Here is a 15,001-nt window from a genome sequence, read left to right as displayed (position 1 = left end):
ACGTTTCTCCGAATGTGAACAAAGGGTGCGACGAATTTAACTTCGTTCTCGCCGCATCACGACCACATCAGGACGACAACTCCTGTGCACTCGGCGCACAGATGCAACGCTCCCCTGTTCGGCTCGTGCAGCGATGGCCAAGACCATGACGCTCGTGCATCGGCAACGGCTGGCCGTGCCGATCCGACTGCAATCGTTCGTGAGGATCGCGGAAAAATCGCGGAAACCGCGAAAGGAAAGGTGCGTGGCACGCGAAGTACCGGCCATCGACGCTCGCATGAGGCAGCGTGAGGAGTAGTGCTACGGGGAAGTAGCGATGGATGCGGCCGCGCCCACCGGCCGCCGTCGATGTGGCTTCGATGCCACGCATGACCAGCATAGCGGCGATCGCGCCCCGAACCAATCGGACTGGACTGATTCGGCAGGTGCCGCCGCGCGCGGAAGCCGCCCGCGCGCCGCGCACGCGTTCGCGCGCAGCGGCGTTCGCCGCCGCGCGCCCTTGCCGCGTTACTGCTCGATCTTCGCTTGCGAAGCCAGTTTGTCGACCAGCGTGCCGAGCGCGCGCTCGGTCGCCTGTGCGTCGAGCTGCTGACGCAATACGCCCTTCGCCTGCTCGAAGGTCGGTACGACCGTCTTGCGCTTCTCGTCGAGCTTCACGATCACGTACGCGTTGCCGACCTGGATCGGGCCGGTCGTCGCGCCGGCCTGCATCGACGCGATCGTCTGCGCGAGCGACAGCGGCAAGCCGCCGGTGTTGCCCTGCGCGAGCGGCGTCTTCAGCGACACCCATTGCGCCACGCCGCCGTTGGGCGTCGTATTGAACGCCTTCGCGACGTCGGCGAATGCCGTGCCCTGCTTGAGTTGCGCCTGCGCGGCGTTCGCCGTCGCCGCGTCGCCGACGGCGATGACTTCCGCGCGATATTCGAACTGCCCCGCGCTCGCGACGATCGCGTCGTAGCGCGCCTTCACCTGCGCGTCGGTCACCGGCTGCGGGCGCAGCGCATCGCGCACAAAGAGATCGGTTGCGGCGTCATCGCGCACGCGCTTGACGGCGCCGAGCACCTCGGGGCGGCTGCCGTAGTTCGCCTTGTCGGCGGCCTGAGCAAGCAGTTGCTTGACGATCAGGTCGCGCTTCACCTGCGCGCGCAGCGCCGGCGTGTCCGGCTGGCCGGTCGCCTTGAGCACGGCATCGAACTGGCTTTGCGGAATCGGCACGCCGTTGACGACCGCCACGACGCCGGCCGGCAGCGGCGTTTCGGCAGCGATGGCATGGGTTGCGCCGGCCGCGCAGGCCAGCACGATCAGGGCGCTCATGGCGCGAAGTCGGGTTTTCATGATGAACTCCTTGATGATGAGAAATCCGGAGCACCGAACGAAAACGGCACGATGCGTCCGCAGACAGGAAGGAATGCCCTACGCTCGCATATGGCAGCGTGGTTCCGTCAATCAACTGGAATAGGTCAGTCGATAAGCGGCCGAGCCCACCGGCCGCCGCAGGGCATTCGTTCGTGTCGAATCTGAACCCGGTTCCGGCTCGTTGCGCGCCGACGCGCGACGTGTGTCCGGAAAAAAGACGCCGCTCGCACGGAGCGGCGTATGGAACGAAGACAAAGCTTCGGATACGAGGTATCGAGCGGTAAACCATGCAGCCGCTCGACCCGGACATTCTCCGATGGCCGCATCGCTCGCACAATCGGCCTGGTCCGATTTCGCTCGATGTCCCGCCGCGCCGGACAGTGCGGTCATCCGGCCCTTGGGTCGCGCGGCATCGCATCACGTCTGAATCGTCGACGTGCGACGGTCGTTCATCGTGATCGCGAGCGGCGGAAACGACGCCACGCTCCGCATGTCGCCATAGCACTTGTTCATCGCGACGTCGATGCCGAAGTTCGATATGGGGCGGTCGAGCCCGTACGAAAACAGGACCTCCGGCTTCAGCGGAAAACAGCGATCGAGCAGAAAACGTGCTCCCGCCGGCGAGACGGTATAGGCGCAAATCCCGTAGAACTCCAGCAGGTTCATCACGAGCACCGCACTTCGGTCGCTTCGAAACGCGTCGACGGAGCGCGCCAGCGCGGTTTCGTCGAAACGCATCGTCACGGGCGTCCGCGAGTTGAAGATCGAGCCGCGCAGGATCGAATCGAAGTTGTAGCCCCACGCGATGAAGTCGTAGCACCCGGCGTTCGCCTGCAGGAACTGCTCGGTGACCTCGTGAAAATCCGGCCTGAAAATCGCGTCGTCCTCGGCGATCGTCACCAGCTCGTCGCCTGCCGCGATCTCGGTCCACAGACGATGCGTCGTCATCGCAATGCCGTATGCGCCGCGGGAATACGGAAGCCCGGGCGCAAACAGGCCGCTGTTCGCGATGTCGTCGTCCGACAGCGCAGCGCCGTCGACCGCATCGACGAACTCGACATCGAGTTCGGGGTTGCCGGCTCGGAATGAAACGCGGCGCGAGCGGCCGTCGGTCAGCGAAATGACGCTTACCGCGCGCCGCAGCATCGGCGCGCACGTGCCATGAGTCGCGACGATGGGTCGGCTCGGGTTTCGGGCGGGCATCTGAGCGGGATTCATCACCAGCCCGCCACGACGGAAATGCCGAACACGATGCCGAGCACGATGCCGATCGAGCGGCCCTGCAGCATCGGCTTCAGTGCATCGGGCTCGAAGAACGGATCGATCGCCGACTCGCGATTGCGCCATGCGCTGACGACCGGCGGCACGAGCAGTGCAGCGGCCATCAGCAGGACCGCCACGATCGTCACGACGGGACCGTCGGCGGACCATCGCGTGCCGACGTCGATCACGAAATGAACGAGCGCGACGGTCGCCGAACTCGCAATCATGCCGGTTATCGCACCTTTCACCAGAAAATCCGCTTGACTCATCGCCAGTACTCCACGTTGTCAGATTCGCGCCGATCGATGTCGGCCGGGATGCTTCGTATTAAAGACGGACTCGACGCCAGTCTCTATCGGACTGGTCCGATTTCTGAGTCGCAACGTACGGCTGTAAGACAGGGACGGCAGGCAACCGGGAGGCGAGGAGGGAAAGGAGAATGTCGACTCGGTAGCTGCGGTGCTCGACCGCCGAGCGGGCACGTCTTGCTTCGACGCAGAAAATCGGACCAGGCTGATTCCACCGGCGGTCCATGCCCGACAGAATGACGTCGCTGGATGGCTGAACCCCGTCACCCCAGCTATCGCGTTCTATCCGCGATGCCTCCGTTCTGCGCCGCCCCCTCCGGGCGGCGTTTTTTTTATGCGCGCGCCGACACCGCGAACTACCGTTTTCCGCGCACGCCGTTCGATCGAAAAAGTCAGATTTGGTCAACCCGCACGGCCAATAGGCCCAGTCCGATCCGAACACGGTCTTGACTGCTCGCTGTCCGATGGTCTGGAAACGACATCGCTCATAGACTCGTTTCATACCCGGATGCACGCAGCGATTGTCCGGGTGATACGCCGCGCATGCGGTCGCGGGAACCGAGGCGTGCAACCCGTGACACGAGCATGTACGTGACAGGCTTGGATGGGTAGATGAAATGAAGAAGAAGCAAGCTCCGGGCAACGAGATCGTCGTATGTGCGATCGACGTCGTCGTGATCGTCGCGGTCGCGGCGCTGGCCCACCAGGGATCGATCGGCGATTTCGCCACGCTCAGGATCGAAGCGATCCTGACCGGCGTCAGTGCGCTGTTGGCCGCCTTCCTGCTGCGGCTGGCCGGCATCGGCCTTGACGGTCGCAAGCTGCCCGCCACGCGCCATGCAATGCGCACGGTGGCGCTGTGGCTCGTCGTGCAAGGCTTCGTCTTCGTCAAGATGGTTGCGCTGACAACCGTTACGCTGGTGCTGACGAAGTGGTTCCTCGACTGGACGATCGGCGTCGCGATCGCGCTCGTCGTATTCCGGATCGTGCTCTGCATCGTTCGACGCCGCAGCCTTCGCGCGCCGGTTACGCCCGCCACGGTCGCCATCGTTGGCAGCGGCGAGCGCATCGCGCAGATCCGCACCGAGCTCCGTGCGAGCGCGGCAGCCCGCTACCGGGTCGTCTGCGTGTATCGCACGACCGGCGAGGCCGCCACGCTCGACGACGACGTACCGGTAATGACCGATCTTGCGTCGTTTGCAGCCGGCGTACGCCGCGAGCATGCAGACGAAGTGTGGATCGCGCTGCCGCTCGACGACGACGAGACGGCCCGCACGGTCGACGCGTTCCGCAGCGACTTCGTCGAGCTGCGCCTGATGCCCGACGTCAGCAAGCATGCGCTGTTCGGCAGCCGCGCCGGCGAGATTCTCGGCGAGCCGGCGATCTCGCTGGCCGCGCCGCCGCTGTCGCGCGGCGCGCTGGCGCTGAAGGCCGTGTTCGACCGCGTGTTCGCCGCCGTCGCGCTGATCCTGCTGATGCCGGTGCTGCTCGCGATCGCCGTCGCGGTCAAGCTGTCGTCGCCGGGGCCGGTGCTGTTTACGCAAAAGCGCCGCGGCGCCGACGGCCGCACGTTCGACATCTACAAGTTCCGCACGATGCGCGTGCACGTCGAACAGGCGGGCACGGTCGTGCAGGCGACGCGCGGCGACCCGCGCGTCACGCGGATCGGCGCGCTGCTGCGCCGCACGAGCCTCGACGAGCTGCCGCAGTTCATCAACGTGCTGCTCGGCGACATGTCGGTGGTCGGCCCGCGCCCGCATGCAGTGGAACACGACGCGCAGTACCGCACGCTCGTCGACGGCTATATCCATCGCTACCGGATCAAGCCGGGCATCACCGGCTGGGCGCAGGTCAACGGGCTGCGCGGCGCGACCGAGCAACTCGAAAGCATGCAGTCGCGCGTGGAGTATGACCTGTATTACCTGCGCAACTGGTCGTTCGCGCTCGATCTGCGAATCATCGGCGCAACCGTGCTGAAAGGGATCGTGCACCCGAACGCGTACTGAGTGGCGCGGCCGTTCGCCTGCCTGGCGACGCGGCCGACGCATTGTCGATTGACCCCATGCGGGTCCGCGCAAGCGGGCCCGCGCGCGCTGCCGCGTCGGCGATACGTCGACACGCACCGCGCAACAGGAAGGAATCCATGAACACCTCGATCGCATCGACGGCCAAGAGCCGCCGTCGCGCGCTCGCGCTCGTTCTGACGGCCTGCATAGCGCTGTCCGGATGCGTGCTGGCGCCCGGCATGAAGATGAGCACGACCCAGCCCGGCACGCCGGCGGGCAATCCGAACCCCGTCGCGTCGCCGGCCGGCGACGCGCGCGCGGCCGCGACGCCCGATGCCGCGACGCCCTCGGCCCGCACGGCCGTCGAGATCGTCGCGATCGATCCGGCGCTGATCGCGCGTCAGCGCGCAGCGCGCGACGCGACGATGGCGTCGTTCGACGCACCGGCCCCGGCGCGTGCGCCGGCCTACCGGATCGGCCCCGGCGACGTGCTGCAGATCACCGTCTGGGATCACCCCGAGCTTGCTGCCGCGCAAGCCGGCGCGCAGCAGACGCCGCCGCGCGCGGCGGACCCGATCGCGGGCTTCGTCGTCGACGACGACGGCAACCTCACGTTTCCCTATGCGGGCAGGCTGAAAGTCGCGGGGCTGACCGCGGCCGATGCACAAGCACGCGTGAAGCAGGCGCTTGGCCGGATCTACCGCGATCCGCAGGTCACGCTGCGCGTCGCGTCGTTCCGCTCGCAGCAGGTCTACGTCGACGGTGAGGTCCACACGCCGGGTGCGCTGCCCGTGAACGACGTGCCGATGACGCTGGCCGACGCGATCGCGCGTGCAGGCGGCTTCACGGCCGCCGCCGATCAGAGCGACGTGACCGTCGTGCGCAACGGCGTGCCCGTGCGCATCGATCTGGCGCGCCTGATCGAGCGGCATCGCGATCCGTCCGCCATTGCGCTGCGCGGAGGCGACCTGCTGCGCATCGGCGCGCGCGACGACAACGGCGTGTACGTGATGGGCGAAGTGAACCGTCCGATGCTCGCACTGCCGAAGCGCAACGGCCGCCTCACGCTCAGCGACGCGCTGCTGCAGGCCGGCAGCATCAATTCGAACACGGCGGACGCGGCGCAGATGTTCGTGATCCGCGGCACGCACAGCGGCGCGCCGACGGTATTCCATCTCGACGCGCGCTCGCCGGTCGCGATGGTGCTCGCGAACCAGTTCGAGCTGGAGCCGAAGGACGTCGTCTATGTCGACGGCAACGGGCTCGTCCGCTTCAGCCGCGTGCTGAGCCTGCTGCTGCCGAGCGTCAACACGGGCGTCGCCGCCGGGATTGCAACGAAATGAGCGCGCGCCCGTTCCTGCTCGTCGTGTGCGAAGGCAACATCTGCCGCAGCCCGCTCGCGGCCGCGCTGCTCGCCGCGCGCCTGCCGCAGGCCGACGTGCGCTCGGCCGGCCTCGCGCCGCCGCCGGGCCGCCCGGCCGACCCGCTCGCCTGCGACATGGCGCATGCGCGCGGCGTGACGCTCGCCGGCCACACCGCCCGCGCGGTGACGACCGACCTGTGCACGCACGCCGACCTGATCCTCGTGATGGACGACGGCCAGCGTCGCGTGCTCGAAGCACGCCACCCGTTCCTGCGCGGCCGCGTGTTCCGGCTCGGCGAATACGCGCGCGCATCGGACGACGCGCGCCCCGGCCTCGACATTCCCGACCCTTATCGCGGCACGCGCGCGGATTTCATCCGCTGCGCGGCGCTGATCGATCTCGCCGTCGCCAGCTGGCTGCCGCGCGTCGCCGCGCGCTGGCCGGCCCCACCCGTTTCCACATTCCAGTCATGAACACGCCCGCTATCCCCGAACGCGAGATCGACTTGATCCGCGTGCTCGACACCCTGCGCAGCGCGCGGGGCACGATCGCTGCGATCGCGACGGCCTGCATCGCCGCCGGCGCGCTCTACGCATTCGTCGCGCCGCCGACCTACCAGGCCGACCTGATGATTCAGACTGACGATTCGACCGACACCGCATCGAAGAACCTGCTGGGCGACGCCGCATCGTTCTTCAACGTCGGTTCGCCCGCGTCGGCCGAAGCGCAGATCCTGTCGTCGCGGCTCGTCGTCACGCGCGCCGTCGAAGACCTGCGCAGCTACATCGTCGCGAAGCCGTCGCGGGTGCCCGTGATCGGCGCGTTCGTCGCACGATTCAACGACGGCGCGGTATCGCCCGGCCTGCTGGGCTTCGGCGGCTACGCGTGGGGGCAGGAACGCGTCGACGTCGCGCGGTTCGACGTGCCCACGCGCGCCGAGGGCGACACGTTCCACGTCGTGCGGCTCGATGCCACGCGCTACCGGCTGACCGGCCCCGACATGACGGCGGACGCCGTCGGCACCGTGGGCGCCGCGGAATCCTTCGCGACGCGCTACGGCCCGCTGCACATCGAAATCACGGGCTTCGACGCCTTGCCCGGCACGCGCTTCAAGCTGATCCGTCAATCGCGCGCCGAGACGATCGACACGTTGCGCAGGGCGCTCGACGTGCAGGAGAAGGTCAAGCAATCGGGCGTGCTCGTCGCGTCGCTGCGCGGCGACGATCCGGCCGAGATCGGCGCGACGCTGAACGCCGTCGCGAACCGCTACGTCGAGCAGAACATCGCCCGCCGTTCCGCCGAAGCGGCCCAGTCGCTGACGTTCCTGAACACGCAACTGCCGCTCGTCAAACAGCAACTCGAACGCGCCGAAACGCGATATGCGTCGCTGCGCAGCCGCACCGGCTCGGTCGATCTGGCCGAGGAAGGCAAGCTCGTTCTCCAGCAAGGCGCCGATCTGCAGACGCGCATGCTCGAACTGCAGCAAAAGCGCGACGAGCTGTCGAAGCGCTTCCTGCCGACCCACCCCGACATGGCGGCGCTCGACGCGCAGCTCGCGACGCTGAAGCGCCAGCAGGGCGCGCTCGACACGCGCATCGCGCGGCTGCCCGCGCAACAGGGCGAGGAGGTGCGCGCGCAACTCGACGTGAAGGTCAACACCGATCTGTATACCGCGCTGCTGAACAACATCCAGCAGCTCGAACTCGTGCAGGCCGGCAGGACGGCCAGCGTGCGCGTGGTCGATTCGGCCGTCGCACCTGCCGATCCGATCCGGCCGAACCGGCCGGTCGTGATCGCGGCCGCCGCGCTGGTCGGTCTCGCACTCGGCGTGATCGCCGCGTTCGCACGCGAGTTCCTGTACGGCGGCCTCACGGCCGTCGACGAGATCGAGCGCCACACGTCGCTGCCGGTGCGCGCGGTGCTGCCGGCCGCCACGCACCAGCGCAGGTTGATGCGCGCGGTCGAGCGACGCGACGCGGGCCTGCACGTGCTCGCCTACGACGATCCGTACGAGCCCGCGATCGAAGGTCTGCGCAGCCTGCAGACGGCGCTCCATTTCTCGCTCGCAGATGTTGCGCACCCGCTCGTGCTGATCACGGGCCCGACGCCCGGCACCGGCAAATCGTTCGTGTCGGTCAACTTCGCCGCGGTGCAGGCATCGAGCGGCCGGCGCGTGCTGCTGATCGACGGCGACCTGCGCAAGGGCTATCTGCACCAGTACTTCGGCCTCGAGCGCGGCCCCGGCTTCGCCGAACTGCTCGGCGGCAACGCCAACGCCGACGACGTCGTGCGGCGCGGCGTCGCGCCGAACCTCGATTTCCTGCCGACTGGCGAGCTGCCATCCGCTCCGACCGCCCTGCTGCAGCACGCGCGCACGGGCGCGCTGCTCGCGTCGCTGCGCGCGCGCTACGACCTCGTGATCGTCGATTCCGCGCCGCTGCTCGCGGCCACCGACGCGATCTGGCTCGATACGCATGCGGACGCGACGCTGCTCGTCGCCCGCGCCGGCTCGACGCGTGCCGGCGAGCTGACCGAATCCGCGAAGCGGCTGCCGCAACGTCGCGGCCGCACGCCGAACGTGGTGCTGAACGGTCTCGATCCGCGTTCGGGCGCCTCCGCGTTCGGCTCGAAATACGGCGGCTATCGCTACGAAGCGTATCGCTACACCTGCGACACGCGCTGCACGCACCTCGCGCGCCTGCGCACGGCCCTGCAACGTCTGCTGCGGAGGTCCGCATGAGCGACACCGTTCTCGCCCCGAAGCTGGACGATCGCGCGGCGAACGTCGGTCACACCGGCCGGCATGCGCCGCCGGCCTCCCGCGCGCGGCCGATGCGCATCGCGCTCGTCGTCGAAGCCGCCGGCGGCGGCGTCGCCGTGCATCTGACCGATCTGATCGCCGGGCTGCGCGCGCGGTCCAATGCGGAAATCCATCTGATCGCGCCGCTCGGCGAGCGCTTCGACGATGCGATGCTGCACGGCGCGGCCGCCCAATGCGATTCGTTCCATCGGCTGCCGCTACGGCGCGCGGTCGGGCTGCACGACCTGCGCGGTGTGCTGGCGCTGCACCGCCTGCTGCGCCGGCTCCGGCCGGACATCGTGCACAGTCACAGCTCGAAGGCCGGCGCGCTCGCGCGGCTGTGCCGCGGGCCGTGGAAGCAGGCGTACACGCCGCACGCGGTCTACACGCTCAACCCGACGCTGTCGCCCGCCAGGCGCGCGTTCTACGGCGGCATCGAGCGCGTGCTCGGCAATACCTGCTCGGATGCGGTGATCGCGGTATCGCAGGACGAAGCCGATCATCTGCACGACCTCGGTATCGCGCGCCACCGGATTCGCGTCGTCGAGAACGGCGTGTCGCCACCGCAGCTGCTCGAGCGCCACGCGGCACGCGCCGCGCTCGGTCTGCCCGACGACGCGTTCGTCGTCGGCTTCGTCGGGCGCTTCGATCACCAGAAGGGCGTCGATCGCCTCGTGCGCATTGCACGCCTGCTGGAGCGGCGCCACGAGCAGCGCCTGCGGGTCGTCGCGATCGGGTCCGGCGATTTCGATCGCGCGGCCGGCGACGAAGCGCGCGATCTGCCGACGAACCTGCACGTCGCGGGCCGCGTCGACGACGCGCGCCGCTATTTCTCGGCATTCGACCTGCTGGCGCTGCCGAGCCGCTACGAAGGTTTTCCTTACGTGTGCCTCGAAGCCGTCGCCGCGCACGTGCCGATGGTCGCGACGCAGGTCGCGGGCGCAGCCGAACTGATCGCGGCGCATCAGGTCGGCCTGACCGTACCGAACGACGACGATCCGGCAGCCTTTGCGGCAGCGGTTTGCCGGCTTACCGACCATCCGGCCGCCTTTCGACTGATGCGCGGCCAATGCGCGCGCGCGTACCCGCATTTCTCGGCCGACGCGATGGTCGATCGCACGCTCGCCGTCTACCGCGATCTTCTCCAGGAGCAAGCATGATGAATCGCCCCGTTCACGTCGCGCTGCTGCATGCGTACAGCGCGCGCAACTCCGGCGACGGTCTGCTCGTCGACCTGTCGGTCGCGCTGCTGCGCGACGCGTTCGGCCCCGACACGCACGTGTCGGTCGTCGCGGCCGATCCCGCGTCGTTTCCCGGCCATGCCGACGTACAGCCGGCGCCGGTGCTCGCCGCGAGCGGCGTGCGGCGCCTCGTCGGCGCCGCGATGGCGGCGCTGCCGGTCGGCATCAATCCCGCGCTCGCCGGCCTGCGCGCGCTGCTGCGGCACGCCGACCTGATCGTCGGCGTCGGCGGCGGCTACCTGCGCGCGCGCAATCGCGTCGAGGCGCTCAAGCTCGAAGCCGGGCATCTCGTGCAGATGCGCGCAGCGCGCGCGGCGCGCAAGCCGACCGTCTATCTTCCGCAAAGCATCGGGCCCGCCGCGGAAAACCCGTTGCTCACCGAACACCTGCGGTCGCTGCTCGGCGGATTCGATACCGTGTTCGTGCGCGACGACCGCTCGGCCGCGTTGCTCGCCGAGCATGCCAACACCCGGCGCGCGCCGGATCTCGCGGTGCTCGAGTTCGCCCATCGGGCGTCCGGCGTGCGCGACCTGGCCCGCTCGGCCGCGGCGACGCCCGCGCACGTCGCGCTCGTGCTGCGCCGCCCGCCGGCTTGGAGCGACGCACAATGCGCGCGTTACCACGCATCGACCGACGCGCTGATCGAGCGGCTGCGCACGTCCTGCCGCGTCACGTTCGCCGTCCAGAGCACCGGGCGCGGCAACGACGACGCCACGTACTACCGCGAACGCGGCTTCGACGCCGCTCGCATGCTGAAGGACGTGCTCGCCGGCGACACGCCCGACGCGGTCGTGTCCGTGCGCTTGCACGGCGCGCTCGAAGCGATCCTGCACGGCGTGCCTGCGTATCACCTCAGTTACGAGCGCAAGGGATTCGGCGCCTATGCCGATCTCGGCGTCGGCCGCTGGGTCGCGAATGCGGCCGACTTCGATGCGGGTGCGGTCTGCGACACGCTGTTCGCGCCCGACGCGCTGAGCCGGTTCTGGCTCCAGGCGGAAGTCGGGCTCGAGCGGCTCGGGCATGAACGCGAGCAGATCGTCGCCGCGCTGCGCGACGCGCTCGACCATGGAGCGGCACGATGAGCGCCGCGTGGTTCCGCCTGGTGTTGCGCGTCGGCGCACTCGGCCTGAAGTTCATGCTGGCGATCGTCGTCGCGCGCGCGCTCGGGTTCGACGCGGTGGCCGTCTACGGTTTCGCGCTCGCCGTGTCGGTCGTCGCGTCGAAAGTGCTCGGCCTCGGCTTCAGCACCGAGATCAATCGCCGGCTGGCCGGCCCCAATCCGCATGACGCGGTCCGAACCTGCGTACGCCTGTCCGTGCTGTATGCCGGTGTCTACGCGCTGCTGTGCGGCCTCGCCGTGCTGCCGGGCCATGCGTTCGGGCCGCTGCACCTCGGCGCGCTGCCCGACATGTCGCTCGCGCTCGTCGCGCTCGTCGCCTGTGCCGAGCATGCCGCGCTCGAAGTCAACACCTGGCTCTTCTCGCTCCATCGCGCGCGCGCCGCGTCGTGGCTGCTGTTCGTCCGGACGGGTGCATGGGCCGCGGTCGCGATCGTGGCGCTGACGACGGGCACGATCGGATCGATCGACGGGTTGTTCGCGATCTGGATCGCCGGCGATATGGTCGTGGTGGTGGTCGGCTGGGGGTTGATCGCCGCCGCCGCGCACCGGTTGCCGGCGATGCCGGCCCTGTCGGCCACGCGCGTGCGGCTCGCGACGGTCTGGCGCGACGGCGCGCCTTTCTTTGTCGCGTTGCTGCTGCTGTCGGTGCTGCAGTATCTCGAACGCTTCGTCGCGTCCGCGCAGCTCGATGCGAACGAGCTGGGGCGCTACGTATTCGTCTGGTCGATCGCCAACGCGATCCAGACGATCGCATCGGCCACCGTCGTCGCGGTAGCCGCACCGCGCCTCGTGAGCGCACTCGACAGCACACGCGCCGCCGCACCGGCGTTCCGCCGCGAGCTCGTCCGGGCGCTGCGCGCGTCGCTCCTGCTGACCGGCGCTGCCGCACTCGCGATCATGCTGGCGCACCCATGGATCTTCCGGCTCGCACACGCCACCAACGACGTCCCGTCGATCGCGATGCTCGTGGTGCTGCTCCTGTCGTTCGTCCTGCGTGCGGCGACCGACGTTCTGTGGGCGGCGGCGGTCGCCTTGCGGGCGGGACGCACGGTCGCGTGCGTGATCGCCGCGCTGACGGTCGTCTGCCTGCCGATGTCGATCGCGCTCGTTCACGACCAGCGTGCGCTCGGCGCGGCCGGCGCGCATCTCGTCGCCAGCATTGCCGTGACCGCGTGGATGACGTGGCTCGTGATGTCGCGCCTGCCCGCCGCGCGCGGCGCTCGCATCGGAGCCGGCGATGTTGCGTAACGTCATCGGAACCGGGCCGCTGTTGAGCCGCGGCCTGCGCGACGCCATCGCGGCGCTCGCCGCGCTGCTGTACGTCGGCGTCTACGCGAACGCGCGCGCGCTGCTGCCGGAATTCATCTTCCGCGACGCGGACAAGATCCAGACCCAGATCGGCGGCGGGTCGACCTACGACGGCTCGTCGTTCGACGCGGTCGGCAGGCTGTACCAGATGCTCGGCGACGCCGGAACCGCGCTGTTCGTCATCGCGCTCGGCGTCGCCACGATCTGGATTGCCGTTCGGCAAGCGCGGCGGCTCGGTGCGCTCGTCGCCTATCTCGCGCTGATCGCGCCGTGCCTGTTCTTCAACCTGTTCGTCGCCAGCAAGGACACGATCGTCGTCGCGATGTCGATCGTCGTACTCGCCGCCGCGCGCCGGCGCGGCATCGTGTGGCCGATGATGATCGCCGCCGCGCTGTATCTCGGCTACGCGGCGACGATTCGCAGCTATTTCGCGCTGATCCTCGCGATCGCGTTCGCCGCGTGGGCCTTTCGGCGCGCATCGACGCTGCCGAGGCTGGCCGGTGCGTTGCTGGCCGTCGCGGCGCTGGTCGCGCTGCCCGACGCGGCCTACATGCTGCTTCAGCAACCGCGCGACCTCGCTGTGGACTATCTCGTCTATTCGTCGCCATTCGGCGCCCGGACGAGCTTCTACAACCCCTTCACGCCCGATTCGTTCGCGCATTTCGTGGGCAACTACGCGTATTCGCTCGTCCGGCTCAATCTGCCGGTGCTGTTTTCGCTCGATCCGAAGGGGTTCGCGATGCAGGCGTTGATCGCGCTGTTTCTCGGCGCCGCATGGCGCCGCATGCCGAAGCGGCCCGTGCACGACGACGGTGCCGTGCCGGTTCGAAACGGCGAGCTGCTCGCCTGTCTGATCCTCGGCCACGTGGCCGTGTCGATGCTGTTCGAACCCGATCTCGGCAGCTATCTGCGGCATCTGTCGAGCGTCGCGCCGTTCGCGGTTGCGCTCTGGTCGATTCGCACGCGACAGGCGCGCGCCTGATCATCGCGCCGCCGGTGTCGCACGCAGCGACGCACGGGCCGCGTCGAGCGCGGGCTTCCGCGAGCGGTCCGCGTGCACGAGTCCATAGCTCCGCTGCGCGGTATCGCCGGCATTCGCGGTATCCGCCCACTCATAGACCGAGATCAGCGGCGTCCGGAGGTCGCCGCGCGCGTCGAGCAGCGCGCGCAGGCGCTGCGCCTGACGGCGCTCGCCGTCGGCGCCTACCGACGCCGCACCGTCTTCGGTGACGAGCGCCGGCAAGCCGTAGCGCGCGTCGATGGCGTCCGCCGCCGTACGGATTTGCGTGGGCGTCATCCCGTACGCGTGATACGACACGGCATCGAGACAATGCGGTGCAGCCGCGTGCACGCGCGCGAGCAGATCGCCCGAGACATTGCCGGGCAGCGGCGGGTGTGCGAACCCGAAGCCGACGATCGGCACCGCCGGGGGGCGCTCGGCCAGCCGGCGGCACAGTGCGACCGCGAACGGCGGAAACGTTCGCGCGACGTCGCCCGTCGGCCAGTAGCGACCGAGGTCCGGTTCGTTCCAGGGTTCGATGGCGATCAGGTCGCGCGCATGTCGCGCGGCCAATGCCGTGATTGCATCGGCCATCCGGTCGCCAGCGTCCGCGAGCGGGGCCGCCGTTGTTTTTGCATCCGCGCCGTCAGCTTCCGCGAGGCGGCCAAGCGTACGAACGGTCAGCAGCACCGGCAGGCCGGCGGAGCGAGCAGCAGCGATTGCGCCGTCGAGCTGCGCGCGGTAAGCGGCCTGGTCGAGGCGATCGGTCCACGCACCCAGCCTGACGAACGCGAAGCCGGTGTCGCGAATCATGCGTGCGTCGTCGCGCGTGAACGACTGGATCTTGACCTGCACGCCAACGAGCGGCCTACCGCTCGCCGCATCCGGCCAACGATGGCGGTCGGCCGCGCAAGCCGCGACGGTCAACGCGCAACCGGCGGCCAAAACCGACAGCTTGCGAATCCAGTTCGACATCGAGCACACGCTCCCTCTTCCTCGGTTGAAATTCCGCGTACCGATCGACCGCCGCAAGGCGCGGCCGACGGCGTATCGCGTGCCGTACCGCCTCGACATCGTGCCGCATCGGACCGCTCACAGCACAAAAAATATGGCGATAGCCACGAATATGGAAATGATCAGTAGACCCATGCATCGAATCCCGGAAAGCCGGACAGCATCGCCTATCCGACGCACGCCGGCAATCGGACCGGTCCGATCGACGCCATCGTGCGACG

The 15,001-nt window shown here is 68.9% G+C and carries 12 protein-coding genes; 8 read left to right on the top strand and 4 right to left on the bottom strand.

Annotated features, from left to right (window positions below):
* Positions 1 to 507: 507 nt before the first annotated feature.
* The 3 genes from WS95_RS10045 to WS95_RS35695 all read right to left on the bottom strand — a co-directional run bounded on the left by WS95_RS10045 (position 508) and on the right by WS95_RS35695 (position 2,846).
* The gene (locus WS95_RS10045) at positions 508 to 1,335 is read right to left on the bottom strand and encodes a peptidylprolyl isomerase (RefSeq protein WP_059823649.1); all 828 of its coding nucleotides are present in this window, start codon (positions 1,333 to 1,335) and stop codon (positions 508 to 510) included.
* Positions 1,336 to 1,773: 438 nt separating this feature from the next.
* A complete protein-coding gene (locus WS95_RS10040) occupies positions 1,774 to 2,559 on the bottom strand; it encodes a glycosyltransferase family 25 protein (RefSeq protein WP_059823731.1) in 786 nt (261 codons plus the stop codon).
* Between the two features lie 14 nt (positions 2,560 to 2,573).
* Positions 2,574 to 2,846, bottom strand: a complete 273-nt coding sequence (locus tag WS95_RS35695; protein WP_257127947.1) for a hypothetical protein — start codon at positions 2,844 to 2,846, stop codon at positions 2,574 to 2,576.
* A 698-nt stretch (positions 2,847 to 3,544) separates the two neighbouring features.
* Between WS95_RS35695 and WS95_RS10030 the strand changes: the two genes are divergently transcribed.
* The 8 genes from WS95_RS10030 to WS95_RS09995 all read left to right on the top strand — a co-directional run bounded on the left by WS95_RS10030 (position 3,545) and on the right by WS95_RS09995 (position 13,748).
* Positions 3,545 to 4,933, top strand: a complete 1,389-nt coding sequence (locus WS95_RS10030) for an undecaprenyl-phosphate glucose phosphotransferase (RefSeq protein WP_059823647.1) — start codon at positions 3,545 to 3,547, stop codon at positions 4,931 to 4,933.
* 137 nt (positions 4,934 to 5,070) lie between these two features.
* The gene (locus WS95_RS10025) at positions 5,071 to 6,276 is read left to right on the top strand and encodes a polysaccharide biosynthesis/export family protein (protein ID WP_059823645.1); all 1,206 of its coding nucleotides are present in this window, start codon (positions 5,071 to 5,073) and stop codon (positions 6,274 to 6,276) included.
* Positions 6,273 to 6,770 (top strand): low molecular weight protein-tyrosine-phosphatase, encoded by a 498-nt coding sequence (locus WS95_RS10020; RefSeq protein ID WP_059823644.1) that lies wholly within the window; start codon positions 6,273 to 6,275, stop codon positions 6,768 to 6,770. The genes WS95_RS10025 and WS95_RS10020 overlap by 4 nt, the downstream gene beginning before the upstream one ends.
* Entirely contained in the window at positions 6,767 to 9,037 is a 2,271-nt protein-coding gene (locus WS95_RS10015; protein WP_059823642.1) for a polysaccharide biosynthesis tyrosine autokinase, read from the top strand. Before WS95_RS10020 ends, WS95_RS10015 begins: the two co-directional genes overlap by 4 nt.
* Positions 9,034 to 10,257, top strand: coding sequence for a glycosyltransferase (locus tag WS95_RS10010; protein WP_059823641.1), 1,224 nt, complete (start codon positions 9,034 to 9,036; stop codon positions 10,255 to 10,257). The genes WS95_RS10015 and WS95_RS10010 overlap by 4 nt, the downstream gene beginning before the upstream one ends.
* On the top strand, positions 10,254 to 11,420 hold the full coding sequence (locus WS95_RS10005) for a polysaccharide pyruvyl transferase family protein (RefSeq protein ID WP_306454104.1): 1,167 nt from the start codon (positions 10,254 to 10,256) through the stop codon (positions 11,418 to 11,420). The genes WS95_RS10010 and WS95_RS10005 overlap by 4 nt, the downstream gene beginning before the upstream one ends.
* Positions 11,417 to 12,706: an oligosaccharide flippase family protein gene (locus tag WS95_RS10000; protein ID WP_059823639.1), complete on the top strand. Its 1,290-nt coding sequence runs from the start codon at positions 11,417 to 11,419 to the stop codon at positions 12,704 to 12,706. The genes WS95_RS10005 and WS95_RS10000 overlap by 4 nt, the downstream gene beginning before the upstream one ends.
* Positions 12,696 to 13,748, top strand: coding sequence for a hypothetical protein (locus tag WS95_RS09995; protein WP_059823638.1), 1,053 nt, complete (start codon positions 12,696 to 12,698; stop codon positions 13,746 to 13,748). The genes WS95_RS10000 and WS95_RS09995 overlap by 11 nt, the downstream gene beginning before the upstream one ends.
* Here WS95_RS09995 and WS95_RS09990 read toward each other — a convergent pair whose 3' ends face one another.
* On the bottom strand, positions 13,749 to 14,741 hold the full coding sequence (locus WS95_RS09990) for a hypothetical protein (protein WP_059823636.1): 993 nt from the start codon (positions 14,739 to 14,741) through the stop codon (positions 13,749 to 13,751).
* Positions 14,742 to 15,001: the final 260 nt, after the last annotated feature.

The organism is Burkholderia sp. MSMB1826, assembly GCF_001526325.1.
GTDB lineage: Bacteria > Pseudomonadota > Gammaproteobacteria > Burkholderiales > Burkholderiaceae > Burkholderia.
The sequence above is the reverse complement of the archived record's forward strand: the minus strand, read 5'-3'. Positions and strand labels throughout refer to the sequence as shown.